This window comes from Micropepsis pineolensis (assembly GCF_055392125.1).
In genome coordinates this window covers 2,914,083-2,933,599 of the sequence record NZ_AP042408.1, presented here as the reverse complement: position 1 = coordinate 2,933,599, position 19,517 = coordinate 2,914,083, and the positions used below count along the sequence as shown (strand labels likewise).

The following is a 19,517-nucleotide window of genomic DNA, read 5'->3' as shown; positions in this document are numbered from 1 at the left end:
CCGGCCTGTGCGCATCGTTTGGCGTTACGCCTTCTTCTTACCTTCGTCGACTTCGGAGAACTCCGCATCGACGACATTGTCGTCTTTCGGGGCCGCACCGGCATCGGCTTCTGCACCCGGGGCGGCACCTTCGCCCGCGGCGGCCTGCGCCTTGTACATCGCCTCGCCCAGCTTCATCGACGCCTGCGCCAGGGTCTGCGCCTTGGCGTTGATGTCGTCGGCATCGTCCGACTTTAGCGCTTCCTTCAGCGCTTCAGTAGCGGTTTCGATACCCTTGCGTTCTTCTTCGCCGACCTTGTCGCCATGCTCTTTCAGCGCCTTTTCGGTCGAATGGATCAGGGCATCGGCCTGGTTCTTGGCTTCGGCCAGCGCCTTGGTCTTCTTGTCGTCCTCGGCATGGGCTTCGGCTTCCTTGACCATCTTTTCGATGTCGGCATCCGACAGGCCGCCCGAGGCCTGAATGCGGATCTGCTGTTCCTTGCCGGTGGCCTTGTCCTTGGCGGTGACCGAGACAATACCGTTGGCGTCGATGTCGAACGTGACCTCGATCTGCGGCACGCCACGCGGCGCCGGCGGGATACCCATCAGGTCGAACTGGCCCAGCGCCTTGTTATCGGCAGCCATTTCACGCTCGCCCTGGAACACGCGGATGGTCACCGCAGTCTGGCCGTCTTCGGCGGTCGAGAAGGTTTGCGACTTCTTGGTCGGGATCGTGGTGTTGCGGTCGATCAGTCGGGTGAACACGCCGCCCAGCGTTTCAATACCAAGGCTCAGCGGGGTGACGTCGAGCAGCAGCACGTCCTTGACTTCGCCCTTGAGCACACCGCCCTGAATGGCCGCGCCAATGGCAACGACTTCATCGGGATTGACGCCCTTATGCGGTTCCTTGCCGAACAGCTGCTTAACGACTTCCTGCACCTTGGGCATGCGGGTCATGCCGCCGACCAGAATGACTTCGTCGATCTGGCTGGCGGTGACGCCAGCGTCCTTGAGGGCCTGCTTGACCGGGCCGGTGGTGCGCTCGATCAGATCTTCGACCAGCGCTTCCAGTTTGGAGCGGGAGATCTTGATGTTGAGGTGCTTCGGACCCGAAGCATCGGCCGTAATGAACGGCAGGTTGACTTCGGTTTGCTGCGCGCTCGACAGTTCGATCTTGGCCTTTTCGGCGGCGTCCTTCAGACGCTGCAGGGCCAGGCGGTCGGTGCGCAGATCAATGCCGTTTTCTTTTTTGAATTCGTCCGCCAGATAGTTGACGATCCGCATGTCGAAGTCTTCGCCGCCGAGGAAGGTATCGCCGTTGGTCGACTTCACTTCAAACACGCCGTCGCCGATTTCCAGCACCGAGACGTCGAACGTGCCGCCACCTAAGTCATATACCGCGATGATGCCGGTGTTCTTCTTGTCGAGGCCATAGGCCAGCGCGGCAGCGGTCGGCTCGTTAATGATACGCAGGACTTCAAGGCCCGCGATTTTGCCCGCATCCTTGGTGGCCTGACGCTGGGCGTCATTGAAATAGGCCGGAACGGTGATGACGGCTTGCGTCACGGTTTCACCGAGATAGCTTTCGGCGGTTTCCTTCATCTTCTGCAAGGTAAAGGCCGACACTTCCGACGGTGCATATTCTTTGGAATCGCGGCCCGCCACCCAGGCGTCACCATTACCAGCCTTGACGATCTTGTAGGGCACCATGTCGATATCGCGCTGGCACATCGGATCGTCGAAACGACGGCCGATCAGGCGCTTGATCGCGTAAAAGGTATATTCCGGGTTGGTCACGGCCTGGCGCTTGGCTGGCTGACCGATCAGGCGCTCGCCATCATTGGTAAAGGCGACGATCGACGGCGTGGTGCGCGCACCTTCGGCGTTTTCAATGACCTTCGGCGCCGTGCCTTCCATGACAGAGACGCAGGAATTCGTGGTACCTAGATCGATACCAATAACTTTCGACATGGTTAAATCCTTCCAATCGGGCGGCAGTGCTGCGGCCTTCTAACGTGAAGCACCTTTGCGGCCTGCCCCTACAGCCTATCCGTGCGGACAACCCCTCTGGCCCGCAAACTTAAAACGTATATAGGAAGGCCGTTTAGGGGGTGCAAGGCACAGAAGGCCTGTGTGAGCGCATTTGGATAGTAAATCTCATCATTTGGACGCCACCTGCCCGCCCCGCGCATGTGTCACCATAAGACAAGAGACAAAAAGCGCGGCAAATGGACCGGTAACCATCAGTGTCCGTTTACCGCGCTATGGTATTTGGAGGTTGCTTACTTACGGGCCAGTGCCGTCAACGTGTTGGCGATCGAGGCGGTGATCTTCTTGGCCGCATCAATGTGCAGGAATTCATTCGGGCCATGGGCGTTGGCGTTGGGGCCGAGCACGCCGGTGACGATGAACTGGGCGCCGGGGAATCGGCTGCTTAAATACGCCAGGAAGGGAATCGAGCCGCCTTCGCCCATATAGGCGATGGGCTTGCCGAAATAACTTTCCGCCGCGTCTTTGAGCGCATCAGCCGTATCCTTCGCCATTTCGGGCGCGTTCCAGCCGGACTGGCCTGCTTCCGGTGTGAAGGTCACCTTGGCGTCATAGGGCGGATTTTCTTCCAGCGCTTTTTTCAGGGCTGCCAGCGCCTTGGGGGCATCACAGCTCGGGGGCAGGCGGATTGACAGCTTGGCCTCGGTAAAGGGCAGCAGCACATTGCCAGCCACGTCGGGCTTGGGATAGCCGTCGATCGCCACCACGGCGAGCTGCGGGCGCCAGGTGCGGTTCAGCACCAGTTCTTCGGTGGTCTCGCCCATCGGCTTGGTGTTACCGGCGAAGGGCATGCGGCCGAACACGGCATCGCCCTGAATGGCGGCGCACTGGCGGGCCTGTTCCAAACGATCTGCCGGGATTTCAACCGAGAATTCCGGCAGTTTGATCGTGCCGGTATTTTCGTCTTCGATGCGCGACAACAGCTGGCGGAAAATGCGGAACGATGACGGCACAATGCCACTGACATCGCCCGAATGCAGCCCGGCGGTCAGCACTTCGACCTTCAGCGTACCGGCGGCAATGCCGCGCAAGGACGAGGTCAGCCAGAGCTGATCGTAATTGCCGCAACCGGAATCGAGCACGACAATCAGATCGGGCTTACCGATGCGATCGCCTAACAGTTCCATATAAGCGGTCAGGTCGGGCGAGCCCGATTCTTCCCCGGCTTCGATCAGAATGGTGGCACGCGGCCGCGGGGCCTTTTCTTCTTCCAGCGCCAGCAGGGCGGAAAGCTCGGCAAACAGGGCGTAACCATCATCGGCGCCGCCACGGCCATAGAGTTTGCCGTTCTCGATCACCGGGGTCCACGGGCCCTTATTTGCGTCCCAGCCAGTCACGCCGGGCTGTTTATCGAGATGGCCATACATGAACACATTGCCCGCACCGGTGCCGGGAATGTCGATAAAAATCACCGGGGCGCGGCCCTCGGCACGGATTACTTCCACCTTAGCGCCCGCGAGCGTCGCCGTCTTCTGGCGCGCCCAGGACGCCAGCAGCGCCACGGCCTTTTCAGTGTGGCCGTTCTTTTGCCATTCGGCATCGAACATCTGCGAGACATTGGGAATGCGGATATAGTCGCTCAATGTGGGAATAATGTCGGTATCCCACAGCCTGTCGACGAAGGCATATAAAGCGTTTTTTTTCATTTTTTCTCTCTGCTATTTCCCCGCGGTGCAAGGCGCGGGGGACGTGTGCGTTCAGACGTTTTTTTATGTGTGTTTTCTTTAAGCGCGGGTGACGAACTGATCGATAACCTTCTTCTCACCGGCTTTATCAAAGGCGACGGTTAGCTTGTTGCCGTCGACGCTGCGAATGCGGCCATAGCCGAACTTCTGATGAAAGACGCGTTCGCCGGACTTAAACTGCGATGCCATATCAGACTGGGTGCTGTGCACCGCTTTGGCATCCAGCAGCGCCGGGCGGGCATAGCTGCTGTGACCCTGCGCCATGTTGTTTTGCGCGCGTTTCCAGCCCGGGCTGTTATAGCTGCTACCGGTCGTGCTGCCGCTGTAGGTGGCGGCAAAGCCCCCTTCACTGTTATCGCGGAACATCATATCGGCGCCATAAACGCCCTGACTGGTCACCGCCTCGACATGTTCGGGCGGCAGTTCGGATAAAAAGCGCGAAGGCATGGCGTTTTGCCAGCTGCCATGAACGCGGCGGTTGGCAGCAAAGAAAATGCGGGCGCGCTTTTTGGCCCGTGTAATGCCGACATAAGCAAGCCGTCGTTCTTCTTCAAGACCAGACAGGCCATGTTCGTCCATGGTGCGCTGCGAGGGGAATAAGCCTTCTTCCCAGCCGGGCAGGAAAACCGTATTGAATTCCAGCCCCTTGGCCGCATGCAGGGTCATCAGGCTAAGGCGGTCCTCATCGTCGCTTTGCACGATCTCCATCACCAGTGAGACATGCTCCAGAAACGCCGCCAGTGTCTCGAAGCTTTCCATCGAGCGCACCAGTTCCTTGAGGTTGTCGAGCTTGCCGGGGGCTTCGACCGATTTGTCGGCCTTCAGCATGGCGGTGTAGCCCGATTCATCAAGGATCAGTTCGGCCAGATCGGTGTGCGGCAGCGTGCGGGCCGCTTCGGTCCAGCGCTCGAAATTGCCAGCCAGTTCGGCCAGCGAGCGGCGCGCTTTGGGCGGGATCTCGTCGGTGCCGATGATCTCGCGCGCTGCCGCCAGCAGCGGTAACGCACGGGCGCGGGCATAGGCTTGCAGGGTCTGCACACTGGCATCGCCGATGCCGCGTTTGGGTTTGTTGACGATGCGTTCAAAGGCCAGATCATCATCGCCCTGGGCCACAATCCGCATATAGGCCAGCGCATCGCGGATTTCGGCGCGTTCATAAAAACGCGGGCCACCGATGACACGATAGGGCAGGCCAAGCGCGATAAACCGGTCTTCAAATTCGCGCATCTGAAAGCTGGCGCGGACCAGGATGGCCATCTCGGCATAGGGTTCGCCCTGCCGGTGCAGGTCTTCGGCATCAGCGGCAATGTTGCGCGCTTCTTCCTCGCCATCATAAATGCCCTGTACACGGACCTTTTCGCCTTCGCCATCTTCGGTCCACAGGGTTTTACCCAAACGGCCCTTGTTGGTGGCGATCAGGCCCGATGCCGCGCCCAAAATGGCAGCCGTGGAGCGATAATTGCGTTCCAGCCGGATGATTTTGGCGCCGGGAAAATCCTTTTCAAAGCGCAGGATATTTTCAACTTCGGCCCCGCGCCAGCCATAGATCGACTGATCGTCATCACCGACGACGCAGACATTGCCGCTCGATCCGGCCAGCAGTTTGAGCCAGAGATACTGCACCGTGTTGGTGTCCTGATACTCGTCCACCAAAATATAGCGAAAACGTGCGCGGTAATCGGCCAGCACATCGGGGTGCTGGCGTAAGATTGTCAGCGGTTGCAGCAACAGATCGCCGAAATCGGTCGCGTTCAGGGTCTTTAAGCGTTCCTGATATTCGGCATAAAGCTGCTGGGCCTTGCCACCGGCGTAATCATTGGCATCGCTGGCAGGAATATCGGCGGGGTTGAGCCCCTTGTTCTTCCAGCTATCAATGATCATGGCCAGCGTGCGGGCGGGCCAGCGCTTTTCGTCGATGTGCCCGGCTTCCAGAAGCTGTTTCAGCAGGCGGATCTGATCGTCGGTATCCAGAATGGTGAAATTGGATTTGAGGCCCGCCAGTTCGGCATGGCGGCGCAAAATGCGTGCGCCGATGGCGTGAAAGGTGCCAAGCCACTGCATCCCCTCGACCACATCACCGACCAGCGCGCCGATGCGCATCTTCATCTCGCGGGCGGCCTTGTTGGTGAAGGTCACTGCCAGAATCTGCCAGGGCTGGGCGCGGTGGGTGGCCAGAAGGTGGGCCAGCCTTGTGGTCAGCGCCTTGGTCTTGCCGGTACCGGCACCGGCAAGCATCAGCACGGCACCATCCAGGGTTTCCACGGCCTCGCGCTGGGCCGGGTTAAGGCTGGCAAGGTACGGCGCTTCGCGTAAGGGCAAAGTGGGGGCGCTCTGCACTGGCAAAGACGGGGCGCCCGAACCGGCGCCGTTTGCGGGATCAAATTGGGAAGTCATGACTCGGAATTTAGCAGCCGGGTGGGGCGGCTGTCGCCCCTTCTTTGCCTGCAAAACCGCTTTAAGTCTCTACCTCGGGGTGAACCTTCGGGTTTTCAGCCTCAATTTTGTGGCCATCAAGCCGTTTGGCTGCCAGATCCGCCAGGGCTTCCCCCTTTTTTCGTAGGGCCTTTGGCGTACCGAAATGGACGCGGTTGGCCGCCGCCTGGGTCTCTTTTTCGCCCCGGGCCTTGGCCTTGCGGGCCTGACGTAAGTTGATGATCTGGCTCATGGTGGCAAACTTTAGGGCTGGCGGGCCGCAGCCGCAAGCGCCGCCACGCGCAGTGCGCTGGCCAGTGGGCGCAGTTGCCGGCTGGCATCGACGCGGGCGACATAATGGGTCAGACGTTGGCCCGCCCGCGTGGCATCGGCTTCAAGCACCGCCCAGAATTCCGGTTCGAGCGCGACCGAGGTGCGGTGGCCGGACAGCGTGAAGGATCGTTTTTGTAAGGGCATCAGCGATATTCGGCGTTGACCGTCTCCAGCATTTTTGCGCCCGGGCACAGTTCTGCATCACCAAGGCGGTTCAGCGGGGTTTCCGTGGTGCCGAGATGGTCGTGCAATTCACGGGAATTGGTGTCGATATACAACAGGCCGGTGACAATTTCACCCTCGGCCATGCGCTGCTGCAGATAGGTCATCGCGCCCAGCCGGTTGGACGGGTCGTAATGGCGGTCGATCTTGTGCAGTTTCAGCACCGAGCCGTCATGCTGGCGCACCACTTCGGTCGAGCCCGGCTCGAAATCGACAGTGATTTCCTTGTGGGCCGGAATGAAATCGAGCCGGTTGACGGCATCGTCGTGGGTGCGGGTGAAATCATAGCTTTTGGTCGAACCGGCATGGTTGTTGAAAGTCACGCACGGGCTGATGATGTCGAGGATGGCCGGGCCGGTATGGTTGATCGCCGCCTTGATCAGCGGCACCAGTTGTTTCTTGTCGCCGGAAAAACTGCGCGCCACAAAGCTGGCCCCCAGAAGCAGGGCGAGCGAGACCAGATCAATTGGCGAATCGGTGTTGACGCCGCCATATTTGGATTTCGATCCCTGATCGGCGGTGGCCGAGAACTGGCCCTTGGTCAGGCCATATACGCCGTTATTTTCGCATAAATAGACCATGCGCACGCCACGACGGATGCAATGGGCAAACTGCCCCAGCCCGATCGAGGCGCTGTCGCCATCGCCCGAAACGCCAAGATAGATCAGATCGCGGTTGGCCAGATTGGCCCCGGTCAGTACGCTGGGCATCCGTCCGTGGACGGAATTAAACCCATGGCTTTGTTTAAGGAAATAATCCGGTGTTTTCGACGAACAGCCGATGCCGGACAGTTTGGCCACCCGATGTGGCTCGATATCCAGCTCGAAACAGGCCTGCACCAGCGCGGCGCTGATCGAATCGTGGCCGCAGCCCGCACACAGGGTCGAGACCCGCCCCTCGTAATCGCGGCGGGTGAAGCCGATGCGATTGACCGTCAGGTCGGGGTGGTGCATTTCCGGTTTGGCGATATAGGTCATGCGGACACCCCTAACTTTCCTTCCGGTGATTTTCCATCCGGCGTATTGCCATTCGGCTGGCAGTAACCGGCAATCGCTTTGGTAATGAAACGTTCGGTGATCGGCGTGCCGTCATAATGGCGGATCGCCACCAGCTTGGCCGGATCAATGTTACATTCAGCCATGATGAGTTGCCGCATCTGGGCATCGCGATTTTGCTCAATCACAAAGACGCGTTGATGGGCGGCGATAAAGTCGGGCACGCTCTGCGCAAAGGGGAAGGCACGGATGCGTAAGGCATCCAGATGCAGGCCGCGTTCTTCCAGCGCGTCGAGTGCTTCATCCATCGCCGCCGAGGTCGAACCGAAATAGATCACCCCGTCACTGGCCGGTTTGGGGGCGGTGTGCAAAATTGGCTGGGGGGTGATTTTCTTGGCCGTTTCCAGCTTATCAAGCAGCCGCTGCATGTTGGTGACATAGATGGCGCCGTCTTCGCTATAGCGGGCAAAGGCGTCATGGCTGGTGCCGCGGGTGAAATAGGCCCCCAGTTCGGCATGGGTGCCGGGCAGGGTGCGCCACGGTATGCCGTCGCCATCGACATCCTTATAGCGGGCGAACAGCTTGCCGGATTCGAGATCTTCGGCGCTCATCACCTTGCCGCGGTCATAGCGGCGGTCCTTATCCCATTTTAGCGGATCGCAGAGCCAGTCGTTCATACCGATGTCGAGGTCCATCATCACCATGACCGGGGTTTGCAACCGCTCGGCCAGATCAAAGGCATCCGCTGCAAAGGCAAAGGATTCGCCCGGATCTTCCGGGAACAACAGCACATGCTTGGTATCACCATGACCGGCATAGGCGGCCATCAGCAGATCGGATTGCTGGGTACGGGTTGGCATGCCGGTCGATGGCCCGCCACGCTGGACATCAAACAAAACGCCCGGAATTTCGGCGTAATAGGCGAAGCTGAGAAATTCCTGCATCAGCGACAGGCCCGGCCCGCTGGTGGCGGTAAATGATCGTGTGCCGTTCCAGCCCGCACCAATCACCATGCCGATTGAAGCCAGTTCGTCTTCAGCCTGCACAATGGCATAGTTCTTCTTTTCGGTTTCCTTGTCGGTGCGAAAACGCCGGCAATGCTTGGAGAATGATTCCACCAGCGAGGTTGACGGCGTGATCGGATACCAGGCGCAGACCGTGGCCCCGCCCCACACACAGCCCAGTCCCGCGGCATCATTGCCGCCGATGAAGATCTGTTTGCCGAGCTTATCGGCACGGTGGATCTTGAGGCCGCAGCGGTTTTTGAGATGTTTTTCCGCATAGCCATAGCCTGCGTTCAGCGCGGCGATATTGGGGGCACTTAATGCGGGTTTGCCTTCAAATTGTTCGGCGACCAGCCATTCCACCGCATCCAGTTCCATATCGAGCAGAAAGGTCAGCGCCCCGATATAGATGATGTTTTTCAGCATCAAACGCTTACGTGGATCAAAATCGGCGGCATTGCAGATTTCGGTCAGGGGCACCGGCAAGACGTGAATGTCGGGCCGCAGACGATCTGCCGACACCGGCTTGGTAGAATCATAGAGCAGGTAGCCGTTTTTATCGATCTCGGCGACATCCTTGTCGAAGGTTTGCGGGTTGACCGCCACCATCAGATCAACGCCGCCGCGCCGCCCCCGCCAGCCATCTTCGGTGATGCGCACCTCGTACCAGGTGGGCAGCCCCTGAATGTTGGAAGGGAAAATGTTGCGCGAGGCAATCGGCACGCCCATGCGCATGGCCGCGCGGGCAAAGATCTCGTTGGCCGTGGCCGATCCCGTGCCGTTGATATTGGCAAATTTGACGACGAAATCGTTGATGGAGCTTATTCCGGACATGACGAGGCCTTTGCCGTTTCAAGGTAGAATTTCTTCATATCCCAGGCGGTGGTGGGGCAGCGTTCAGCGCACAAACCGCAGTGCAGGCAAAGATCTTCGTCTTTGACCAGAATGCGTTTACTGCGCAAGACATCGGAAACATAAATCGCCTGATCGGGGTTCTTCGCCGCTACGGTCAAATTCTGGCGCAACGTCGCTTCCGGGGCATTGAGGGTGAAGGTGATGCAGTCCATCGGGCAGATGTCGGCACAGGCATCACATTCGATGCACAGCTTAGGCTCAAATACCGTCTGAATATCGCAGTTAAGGCAGCGTTCGGCCTCTTTCAGCGCCTGCGCGGCATCAAAGCCCAGTTCAACCTCGGTCTCGTGACTGGCTAACAGTTCTTCGCCCTCAACCCGCGGCACCTCGGTGCGCTGATCGAGCGAGACCGCATTGTCATAGGACCATTCGTGAATGCCCATCTTCTGATTGGAAATCGTAACCCGCGGATCCGGGCGCTTTTTCAGGTCTTTGTCGAAGCAGAACAGATCAATCGACAGCGCCGCTTCATGGCCATGGGCCACAGCGGTGATGATGTTCTTGGGGCCGAACGCCGCATCGCCGCCGAAGAATACCTTTGGATTGGTCGATTGAAAGGTCACCGGATCGACCAGCGGCATGCCGCGGCCATCGAAGGTGATGCCGGAATCGCGTTCGATGAAGGGGAAGCTGTTTTCCTGACCAATGGCGAGCAGCACCGTGTCACATTCCAGGGTGACATTTTCCTCGCCGCTGGGCACCAGATTGCGGCGGCCTTCTTCGTCATACTCGGCCTTGACCTTCTCGAAGGTCACCCCGGTCAGCTTGCCCTTGTCGTGGACGAATTCGACCGGCACCATGAAGTTGAGGATCGGAATGCCTTCGGCAATGGCATCTTCCTTCTCCCACGGCGAGGCTTTCATTTCAGCAAAGCCCGAACGCACCACCACCTTGACGTCGGTGCCGCCAAGACGACGGGCGGTGCGGCAGCAATCCATTGCGGTGTTACCGCCGCCCAGCACGATGACGCGTTTTTCAATTTCGGTGATATGGCCGAACGACACCGCCGCCAGCCATTCAATGCCAAGACGGATATGGCTTGCGGCTTCCTTGCGGCCGGGAATCTGCACATCGCGGCCATGGGGCGCGCCCGAGCCGACGAAAACGGCATCAAAGCCCTGCGCGAGCACCGATTTGATCGAGGTAACTTCAGTGCCGTATTGCACATCGGGGCCAAGCTCAAGGATATAGCCGCATTCCTCGTCCAGCACACTTTCGGGCAGGCGGAATTTCGGAATCTGTGTACGCATCATACCGCCAACCTGACGGTCGCGCTCGAATATCGTCACCGAATAGCCATTGGGCAGCAGGTCGCGCGCCACGGTGAGCGAGGCTGGCCCCCCGCCGATCAGTGCCACGCGTCGGCCGTTGCTTTTGACCGCCGGTTTGGGCAGCCGGGCTTTGATATTACCCTTATTGTCGGCGGCAACGCGCTTTAAGCGGCAGATCGCCACCGGCTCTTTTTCCACGCGGCCACGCCGGCAGGCGGGCTCGCACGGCCGGTCGCAGGTGCGCCCAAGGACGCCAGGAAAAACATTGGAATGCCAGTTGATCATATAGGCGTCGGAATAGCGCCCGGCGGCGATCAGGCGGATATATTCCGGCACTGGCGTATGGGCCGGGCAGGCCCATTGGCAATCGACGACCTTATGAAAATAGGCCGGATCGTTGGTATCACTTGGTGGTGTGCCGCAGGCGCGCGGCTGCGTGTGCGGGGCGATCAGCTCGTCCTGAGCGGGATGGGTGGGTCGCGGCATGGGTGTTGTTGCCCTCCAGCGCCGGTAGCCCATTTAGCGGGCTACCACCGGCCAACGATTCGGTTGATGACTATCGTTCCGCCGTGTTCGGCATTTATGACTATTTGTCGGCATATAATCCTGAACGGGTGAAATTTGCGCCTTTGCACGCGGCAAGCAAAGCCCTCGGCGAAAAAATATCACCCCTTCCTAAGCTATGGTTACGAAGGGTTTAACCCGATGGTGCCGGGACTTACGCACTGATCCGACGGATAGGAACAGTGCCACGATAAAGTTAAGACTTTGGTTCCACCCGCATGGCTGCTATGAGGGGCCGTTTGTTAGGTGAGTGTGAGATGTCATTCCGGTTCGAGATGCGGCGTGAGCCGATGTTCCGTGTGCCTGCTGCGGTCAGCTGGCTGATCGGGTTTATGATCGTCGTCCACGTGGTGCGCAGCCTGTTGCCGGCGGATCTGTCGGAAGACATCATGATCCGGCTGTCCTTTATGCCAATCCGCTATGCCCCCGGGATCGACGGTGGCAGCCTGATCGACAAGATTGTGCCTTTCATCGGGCATCAGTTTCTCCACGCCAGTTTCTTTCATCTCGGCATGAACTGTTTGTGGCTCTTGGCCTGTGGGCCGGTGGTGGCGCGCCGCTACGGTATGCTGGCGTTCTGGGGCTTTTTCCTGCTGTGTGGCATCGCCGGGGCGGGGCTGTTTCTGGCCGCCGACTGGGGCGGTATCGACGGTATGATCGGGGCTTCGGGCGCGGTTTCCGGCCTGATGGCCGCTTCCATCCGCATGATCCCGGGGCAGCTTCTGGCCCTGACCATGCCGGGGGCCGTGCAGGGGGCTGAGGCCCCGCTGGCCTCGGTTCGCTCTAAGCCGGTGGTGGCGTTTGCCCTTGTCTGGTTCGTAACCAACCTTATCTTTGGTTTGACCGGGATCGGGGCTGGTGGTGCCGGTGTCCATCAGATTGCCTGGCAGGCCCATATCGGCGGTTTTATCGCCGGGTTGTTACTGCCGGATGTGTTCGACGTGGTGTGGCGTCATTTTCACCGCGTTCAGATCCTGCCATAAACATAATAAAGTCCGGTACAGGGAAGACCAGGAACTGATCGTAAAGGTAAAAGGTGCCGTCCGGCGCCGGTTCGGCTGCGGCCAAAGGGACTGAGGAGTAAAGGTTGTCCGACGAGCTTTTAGTTAATCAAGACCCTAAAATTGCCCTTATGCTCACCTGTGCGGATTGGCGCTTGCACCGCCAGGAGGTAGATCTTAACGCCCGCATTGCACGCATGACGGGAAGCGGTGGCGTTGATCTGATCGTTGTGCCCGGCCCGGACGGCCTTATCAGCCCGGACCGTGCCGGCGAATGGGCGGCCGTGGTTTCTCAGATTAAGCTCTTGATTACAGCGCATAAATTAGCAGTGTTGCTGGTGGCTGGGCATCAGCGCTGTGCCGGGCATCCGGTCTCGGACGAGGCCCATGTGGAAGATGTCCGTCAGACCGCGATTGCCCTGAAACGGGACACCGGTTTTGTCGGCCCGATTCATGCCATTATGTTGGTGTACCACTCAGACTTGGCCTGGGATGTCGAGCCTGTCGCGGTAATTTAATCCCGATGCGGTTGCCGAAGCGCTCCATGCTGTCTATAAGCCCCGCGTAATTCTCACCGTTGCCGGGCCCGTTTGGGGGCCAAAGGCGCAAGGAAACTCTTCGTCTCATGGATATTCGTAATATCGCCATCATCGCCCACGTCGACCATGGCAAGACCACGCTGGTTGATCAGCTGCTCAAACAATCCGGTTCGGTGCGCGAGAACCAGCAGATGGCCGACCGGGCCATGGATTCCAACGATCTGGAACGTGAGCGCGGCATTACCATTCTGGCCAAATGCACCTCTGTGATGTGGGGCGAAACCCGCATCAATATCGTCGACACCCCCGGCCATGCCGATTTCGGCGGCGAGGTTGAGCGTATTCTGTCGATGGTCGATGGTGTGGTGCTGCTGGTTGATGCCGCCGAAGCCGTTATGCCGCAGACCAAGTTCGTGCTGTCCAAGGCGCTGAAGCTTGGCCTCAAGCCGATCGTCATCATCAACAAGATCGACCGTTCCGACGCCCAGCCGAAAGAAACGCTGGAAACGATTTTCGATCTGTTCCTGGCGCTGGAAGCCAATGACGATCAGCTCGATTTCCACGTGCTCTATGCGTCCGGCCGTCAGGGCTGGGCGGTTAACGAGCTTGACCAGATCAATGACGAGAACAAAGACCTCAAGCCGCTGTTTGAGAAGATTGTCTCCGATGTGCCGCCGCCGAAGGTTCAGGCCAACGCGCGCGAAGATATGCCTTTCACGATGCTGGTCACGACGCTGGAAGCCAACCCCTATCTCGGTCGTATTCTGACCGGGCGGGTCGAAACCGGCATCATCACCGTCAATCAGGCCATCAAGGCGCTGAGCCATGACGGTAAGGAAATCGAACGCGCCCGCGCCACCAAGCTCCTGGCTTTCCGTGGTCTGGCCCGGGTGCCGGTTGATCGTGCCGAAGCTGGCGACATCATCGCCATCGCTGGTCTGACAGAAGCCACCGTGGCCGACACGTTGTGCGATATCTCGATCGAAGCGCCGATCCCGGCCATTCCGATTGATCCGCCGACTTTGGCGATGACCCTGTCGGTCAACGATTCGCCGCTGGCGGGCCGTGAAGGCGACAAGGTCCAGAGCCGCGTCATTCGCGAGCGTCTGTTGCGCGAAGCTGAAGGCAATGTCGCCATCAAGGTGAGTGAAACCACCGAAGGCGCCTTTGAAGTGGCGGGCCGCGGCGAACTGCAGCTGGGCGTGCTGGTCGAAACCATGCGCCGTGAAGGCTTCGAATTGCAGATCAGCCGCCCGCGCGTGCTGTTCCACGAAGAAAACGGTCAGCGCATGGAGCCGATCGAAGAAGTCACCATCGACGTTGACGATCCCTATACCGGCGTGGTGATCGAGAAGATCGCCAACCGCAAGGGCGAAATGACCGATATGCGCCCGATGGGTGCTGGCAAGACGCGCCTGACCTTCCTGGCGCCGTCGCGTGGCCTGATCGGCTATCACGGTGAATTCCTCACCGATACCCGTGGTACCGGTGTGCTGAACCGTATCTTCAACTCCTATGCCCCCTATAAGGGCCCGGTCTCCGGCCGCACCAATGGTGTGCTGATCGCCATGGGCCAGGGTGAGGCGGTGGCCTATGCCCTGTGGTATCTGGAAGAACGCGGCAAGCTGTTCGTCGTGCCGGGCGACAAGGTCTATGAGGGCATGATCATTGGCGAACACGCCAAGGAAAATGACCTCAACGTCAATCCGCTTAAGGCCAAGAACCTGACCAACATCCGCACCACCTCGAAGGACGAGGCCGTGCGCCTGACCCCGATCGTGGCGATGACGCTGGAACAGGCCATTGCCTATATCGAAAATGACGAGCTGGTCGAAGTGACGCCGCAGTCGATCCGTCTGCGCAAGCGCACGCTCGATCCGAACCAGCGTAAGCGCGAAGAGCGTTCGTCTGCAAACGACTGACGATTTGGGACCTTCAGTCTGGTGTATTGGACGCGCGCTCTTCCTGCCCGAGGGCGCGCGTTTTCGCTAGAGGTTGCGACGCCGACGCCATTGCGTCGGCGTTCGCCGGTTGCGGGCCGCAACCTTACTGCCGGAGTTTCTGATGCCTGTGACCGGACGAAGGAAGCTGATGCGCAGGGGGGCAACCCATTTCCTTATTGGTCTTGCGATGGCGCTGTGTCTGCCCGCGGCCTGGTCTGCCGATGTTTCTGCATCGTTGCAAAGTGGTGGAATAACCCGCAGTTATGAGATGCATATACCTGATCGGCCCTCGCCTGCGGGGGGCTGGCCGGTCGTGCTGGCCTTTCATGGTGGCGGCCAGAGAGGGGCTGGTGTGATCCGGTTGATGCGGCTCAATCCGCTTGCAGATGCGCAAGGGTTTATGGTGGCCTATCCGGATGGTCTCGATCGCCACTGGAACGATGGCCGCACCACCATCAAGAGCAAGGGTGACGATGTCGGCTTTGTGGCGGCTCTGCTGGATGATATCGGGCAGCATTATTCTGTCGATACAAAACGTATCTTCGCGGTTGGTATTTCTAACGGCGCGGCCTTTACCGAGCGGCTCGGTTGCGATCTTTCCCGGCGTATCCGTGCGGTTGCGGCGGTTTCCGGCACCATGCCCGCCGATATTGCGGGGCGCTGCCATCCGTCTCATCCGGTTTCGGTGTTGCAGATCGCTGGCACCGCAGATCCAATCATGCCCTATGATGGCGGGGTGGTGAAAACCGTCTTTGGCATGGGCGAAGGTGGCACTGTGCTGTCCGTCACCGATACGGTTCAGTTATGGGCAAGGCTGAAGGGTTGTGCCACTACCGCCATAGCAGTGTCATTGCCCCCGGTTAGTCCTGCGGACGGGACTTCGGTTACGCGCCAGTTCTTTCAAGGCTGCCGGGATGGGGGAACTGTCCGTCTGCTGACGATCATCGGTGGGGGGCATGCCTGGCCCGGTGGGCCGGCGCTGTTGCCCCGGTTGCTTGGGCGTACCAGTAACCAGCTTGATGCCAGTCAGGCGATTGTGGATTTCTTTTTCTCAGTTCCGTAAACCATCAGGGCTTCGGCGGATTCAGGCCGAGGATTTTGGCGGTCAGCCAATCGATCCATGCTGTCGGCAGCAGGCGCTGCAGATGATGGGCCAATGCCCCCTTGGTGATGAGATAGCGTGCTTTGGGGCGGCCCACGGTCATCGCCCGGAAGATGCAGCGCGCCGCTTTGTCGGTCGGCAGGGCTGCTGCGGCGGCGGCCTGCATGAATTTCTTCACCCGCCCGAGCGGGGCCGCATAGGGCGTGTTCTGATAGGGGGTAAGATCAATAGCCTCGGTCTTGGCCCAGATGTCGGACTGCACCGGCCCCGGTTCAATAGCAACGACCTTGATGCCGAAGGGGCGCATTTCATAGCGTAAGGCATCGGCCATGGCCTCGATCCCGTATTTCGAGATGGAATAGGCCCCGTTGAAAGGAACTGTGGTCTGCCCCGCCACCGATGACAGCAGCACAATGCGCCCCGGTGCGGACACATCGTGCAGCAGCGGAGAAAAAGCCCGTACCGTGTGCAGCGTGCCGGTGATGTTGACGTCAATCTGGCGCTGGAAATCGGCCATCGGGATATATTGCAGCGGCCCGGCGACCAGAATACCGGCATTGGCGACAAGGCCGGTCAGTGCGCCGCCGCCCAGTGCCATGCGCACGGTTTCAGCCCCGGCCAGAACCGCCGCTTCGTCGGTGGTGTCAAAGATCAGCGGCGTAAAGGCCGCGCCAAGATCCTTTTGCAGCCGTGCGGCATCGGCGTCTTTGCGCACACTGCCGAAGACGCGCCAGCCCGCAGCCAGAAAGGCCCGCGCCGTGCAAAGCCCGATGCCGCTTGATGTGCCGGTAATAACGACGGTGTTCATTTTAGTCCCCAATACCAAGTGCATCTTTTAAGGGCCTAAGCCAGGCGTCATAGACTTGCGCCCGGCCAACCGCCGACGCATAAAGCGGCTGACGCACCTGATAGAGGCTGGCGGTCGATACCGCCCGGTCGGTCTTGTGGAAGCTCAGACAGCGCTCGTCCCAGTCAAGGCCGCAATAGGCGATCAGACGGCGGGCCTGTCCCTCCAGATCGGCGACAACATCCTCATACTGAACATCCAGTATGGCACCTTCCGGCAGCACCTTGCGCCAGTGCGCCATCAGCGCTTCATAGGCTTTATAGTAGCGGCCCATTTCGCCCATATCATAGGCAAAGCCAATCTCGCCCGCGAACATCAGGCTGTAACAGGAAAAACAGGTGTCGAGCGGATTGCGCGTAATGTGAATGATCCGCGCCCCCGGCAGTGCCAGATGGATCAGCCCGACATTGCGGAAATTATAGGGCTGCTTATCGGTGATCCGTTTGGCCGTCGGGGCCATGGCGGCGGTTTTGGTGCCATAGCGTTCGCCAAGGTCGCGCAACGTTTGCGGTGTCAGTAATGCGTCCGTGGCGTCCAGCCCGCCTTTTTCGCGCACCAGATCGGGCAGCAGCGGCAGCTCGCCGCCGCCATAGATGGCCGGGTGGCTCGCCAGAATTTGCTCGATCAGTGTGGTGCCCGAACGGAACATGCCGACGATGAAAACCGGTTTGTCGTTTGGCACGCCGCCGCCGGACAGCTCTTGCAGCCGTGCCGGGGTAAAGGCCGCCGCCAGGGCGCTAAGCTGGCCGATTTCATGGGCTTCGTCATACTGAATCTGTTGGCGTTTGAGGGCGTTGGCGCTGCGCAAATGGGTGAAGCTGTCTTCAAAACGCCCGGCATCGTCATAGGCTTTGGCGAGCAGAAAATGCAGCGCCGTGCGGCCATCTTCTGGCATGGCGTCTTCATGCGCGGTCAGTTTTTCCAGCGCGGCCAAGGCTTTTTGCTTTTGCTCGGCCGAGCCACTGTGAACAAGGTTGTGGTAATAGACCGCAATGGTGGGGTTCAGGGCGATGGCCTGTTCACAGGCGGTGCGGGCTTCGTCCATCCGCCCCAGCGTCTGCAGGGCGCAAGATTTGCTGTAGACCGCAGGCGCGTAATAGGGATAGCGCGACAGAATATGCTGGCAGTTCTGTAAGATCAGCTGGCTGCGGGCCTTTTCATCGGCAATGCCGGATGTGTCGCGGCAGACGTTTTTCAGCACCGGGTCCATATCAATGGCATGGTCAAATTCGGCCATCGCCTCGTTATAATGGCCGATCAGCCCGAGAAGCTCGCCCAGATGGACCCGTGTGGCCAGAACATCCGGTGCCGCGGCGACCGAGCGGCGCAAGGCTTTCACCGCCTCGGCCGGGCGCCTGGCCTGCACCAGGGCGGCGGCCAGATTGTCGTGATAGCTGACACGCTGCGGGGCGGCATCGGAAGCGGCCTGTAACAGTTCCAGCGCTTCGTCCTGCTGGCCGTTTTGCAGGCACAGCACGCCGAGCCATTCCAGCGCTTCGGCATTGTGCGGGGCGATGGCCAGGGCGGCGCGGTAGTTTTGTTCGGCTTCGGCACTTTTACCTTGGCGGTGCAGCGACTGGGCGGTGGCAAACAGGGTTTGGGCCGATGGTTCCGGCGTGCCTGACATCGTATGCATTTCCCCTTTAAGGCGGTTCTTTTTGTGACGCACCTGTGTCAGCCCAGGATAGTAAGCCACCAGACCAAGCGCAAACGCCTTGTTCCCCGGTGCGGCGGATTGGACTGGGAACCTGCTGTTTTGTAAAGCTTTACCCCCGTGCAGGTTGGCCGCGGCAATCGGCTCTTTCGGTGGCGGCGCGGGCGTCGTACAAAAAGCCAAACACGGGTGGATTCCAGATATGACAGTATCCCAAGACGATCTTAGATTAGCCCATCGGTTGGCCGATGCGGCGGGCGCGGCAATCCGGCCTTTTTTCCGCCATGCACTGGCTGTGACCGACAAGGGCGCCGCCAAGGGCGCGTTGTTCGACCCGGTGACCGAGGCCGATAAAGGGGCCGAGGTGGCGATCCGCACGCTGCTGAAGGCCGAGCGCCCCGAAGATGGCATCGTCGGCGAAGAATATGGCAGCGAGGCCGGTCAAAGCGGGCGCAACTGGGTGCTCGACCCGATCGATGGCACCCGGGCCTTCATCACCGGTCAGCCCTTGTGGGGCACCCTGATCGCGCTGGCCGAGGGCACCCGCCCGGTGCTGGGCGTGATCGATCAGCCGGTGCTGGGCGAGCGCTTTTTCGGCGCAGACGGCGAAGCCTTTTTGTTCGCGGGCGGCGAGAAAACCCGGCTTAAGACCCGTGCCTGCACCAAACTGGGCGACGCGGTGGTGATGACCACCCATCCGTGGGATTATTTCACCCCGGCCGAAGCGGCCTCTTTCCGTGGTGTGTCGGACAAGGCGCGCATGTCGCGTTTTGGCGGCGATTGCTATGCCTATGCCGCGCTGGCGATGGGCTTTGTCGATCTGGTGATCGAATCCAATCTCAAGCAATGGGATGTGGCAGCGCTGATCCCGGTGGTCGAAGGCGCGGGCGGCGTGATGTGCAACTGGCAGGGCGGCGATTGCGCGCTGGGTGGTCAGGTGGTGGCTGCGGCCAGTCAGGCCTTGCTTGATGATGTTTTACCTCTCCTGGCTTGAGGAGTTTG

15 protein-coding genes are annotated in these 19,517 nt (G+C 59.8%); 5 read left to right on the top strand and 10 right to left on the bottom strand.

The features are described 5' to 3' along the window. Nucleotides 1-24: 24 nt before the first annotated feature. The 8 genes from dnaK to ACZ5RI_RS13080 all read right to left on the bottom strand — a co-directional run bounded on the left by dnaK (nt 25) and on the right by ACZ5RI_RS13080 (nt 11,351). Entirely contained in the window at nt 25-1,950 is a 1,926-nt protein-coding gene (dnaK, locus tag ACZ5RI_RS13115) for a molecular chaperone DnaK (RefSeq protein ID WP_464513663.1), read from the bottom strand. 311 nt (nt 1,951-2,261) lie between these two features. Further along, nucleotides 2,262-3,674 carry a M20/M25/M40 family metallo-hydrolase gene (locus ACZ5RI_RS13110; protein WP_464513662.1) on the bottom strand — a complete coding sequence of 471 codons (1,413 nt, stop codon included), beginning with the start codon at nt 3,672-3,674 and terminating at the stop codon, nt 2,262-2,264. A 78-nt stretch (nt 3,675-3,752) separates the two neighbouring features. Continuing rightward, the gene (locus tag ACZ5RI_RS13105) at nt 3,753-6,107 is read right to left on the bottom strand and encodes an ATP-dependent helicase (RefSeq protein ID WP_464513661.1); all 2,355 of its coding nucleotides are present in this window, start codon (nt 6,105-6,107) and stop codon (nt 3,753-3,755) included. Nucleotides 6,108-6,168: 61 nt separating this feature from the next. Then, on the bottom strand, nt 6,169-6,378 hold the full coding sequence (locus ACZ5RI_RS13100) for a DUF4169 family protein (RefSeq protein WP_464513660.1): 210 nt from the start codon (nt 6,376-6,378) through the stop codon (nt 6,169-6,171). A gap of 11 nt (nt 6,379-6,389) precedes the next feature. After that, a complete protein-coding gene (locus tag ACZ5RI_RS13095; protein WP_464513659.1) occupies nt 6,390-6,602 on the bottom strand; it encodes a ribbon-helix-helix domain-containing protein in 213 nt (70 codons plus the stop codon). Beyond that, the gene (locus ACZ5RI_RS13090) at nt 6,602-7,657 is read right to left on the bottom strand and encodes a 2-oxoacid:ferredoxin oxidoreductase subunit beta (RefSeq protein ID WP_464513658.1); all 1,056 of its coding nucleotides are present in this window, start codon (nt 7,655-7,657) and stop codon (nt 6,602-6,604) included. Before ACZ5RI_RS13090 ends, ACZ5RI_RS13095 begins: the two co-directional genes overlap by 1 nt. Then, nucleotides 7,654-9,513: a 2-oxoacid:acceptor oxidoreductase subunit alpha gene (locus tag ACZ5RI_RS13085; RefSeq protein ID WP_464513657.1), complete on the bottom strand. Its 1,860-nt coding sequence runs from the start codon at nt 9,511-9,513 to the stop codon at nt 7,654-7,656. Before ACZ5RI_RS13085 ends, ACZ5RI_RS13090 begins: the two co-directional genes overlap by 4 nt. Further along, nucleotides 9,501-11,351: an FAD-dependent oxidoreductase gene (locus ACZ5RI_RS13080; protein ID WP_464513656.1), complete on the bottom strand. Its 1,851-nt coding sequence runs from the start codon at nt 11,349-11,351 to the stop codon at nt 9,501-9,503. Before ACZ5RI_RS13080 ends, ACZ5RI_RS13085 begins: the two co-directional genes overlap by 13 nt. Nucleotides 11,352-11,686: 335 nt before the next feature. Here ACZ5RI_RS13080 and ACZ5RI_RS13075 point away from each other — a divergent pair, with 335 nt between their 5' ends. The 4 genes from ACZ5RI_RS13075 (at nt 11,687) to ACZ5RI_RS13060 (ending at nt 15,975) form a co-directional block, all read left to right on the top strand. Then, the gene (locus ACZ5RI_RS13075; RefSeq protein WP_464513655.1) at nt 11,687-12,412 is read left to right on the top strand and encodes a rhomboid family intramembrane serine protease; all 726 of its coding nucleotides are present in this window, start codon (nt 11,687-11,689) and stop codon (nt 12,410-12,412) included. Nucleotides 12,413-12,516: 104 nt separating this feature from the next. Beyond that, nucleotides 12,517-12,948: a carbonic anhydrase gene (locus ACZ5RI_RS13070; protein WP_464513654.1), complete on the top strand. Its 432-nt coding sequence runs from the start codon at nt 12,517-12,519 to the stop codon at nt 12,946-12,948. A gap of 107 nt (nt 12,949-13,055) precedes the next feature. Further along, nucleotides 13,056-14,891: a translational GTPase TypA gene (gene typA, locus ACZ5RI_RS13065; RefSeq protein WP_464513653.1), complete on the top strand. Its 1,836-nt coding sequence runs from the start codon at nt 13,056-13,058 to the stop codon at nt 14,889-14,891. Nucleotides 14,892-15,033: 142 nt separating this feature from the next. Then, the gene (locus tag ACZ5RI_RS13060; RefSeq protein WP_464513652.1) at nt 15,034-15,975 is read left to right on the top strand and encodes an extracellular catalytic domain type 1 short-chain-length polyhydroxyalkanoate depolymerase; all 942 of its coding nucleotides are present in this window, start codon (nt 15,034-15,036) and stop codon (nt 15,973-15,975) included. A gap of 4 nt (nt 15,976-15,979) precedes the next feature. Here ACZ5RI_RS13060 and ACZ5RI_RS13055 read toward each other — a convergent pair whose 3' ends face one another. Next, the gene (locus ACZ5RI_RS13055; protein WP_464513651.1) at nt 15,980-16,822 is read right to left on the bottom strand and encodes an SDR family NAD(P)-dependent oxidoreductase; all 843 of its coding nucleotides are present in this window, start codon (nt 16,820-16,822) and stop codon (nt 15,980-15,982) included. A 1-nt stretch (nt 16,823) separates the two neighbouring features. After that, nucleotides 16,824-18,497, bottom strand: coding sequence for a tetratricopeptide repeat-containing sulfotransferase family protein (locus tag ACZ5RI_RS13050; protein ID WP_464513650.1), 1,674 nt, complete (start codon nt 18,495-18,497; stop codon nt 16,824-16,826). A gap of 220 nt (nt 18,498-18,717) precedes the next feature. On the opposite strand from ACZ5RI_RS13050, the gene hisN reads away from it, so the two are divergent. Then, nucleotides 18,718-19,509: a histidinol-phosphatase gene (hisN, locus tag ACZ5RI_RS13045; RefSeq protein WP_464513649.1), complete on the top strand. Its 792-nt coding sequence runs from the start codon at nt 18,718-18,720 to the stop codon at nt 19,507-19,509. Nucleotides 19,510-19,517: the final 8 nt, after the last annotated feature.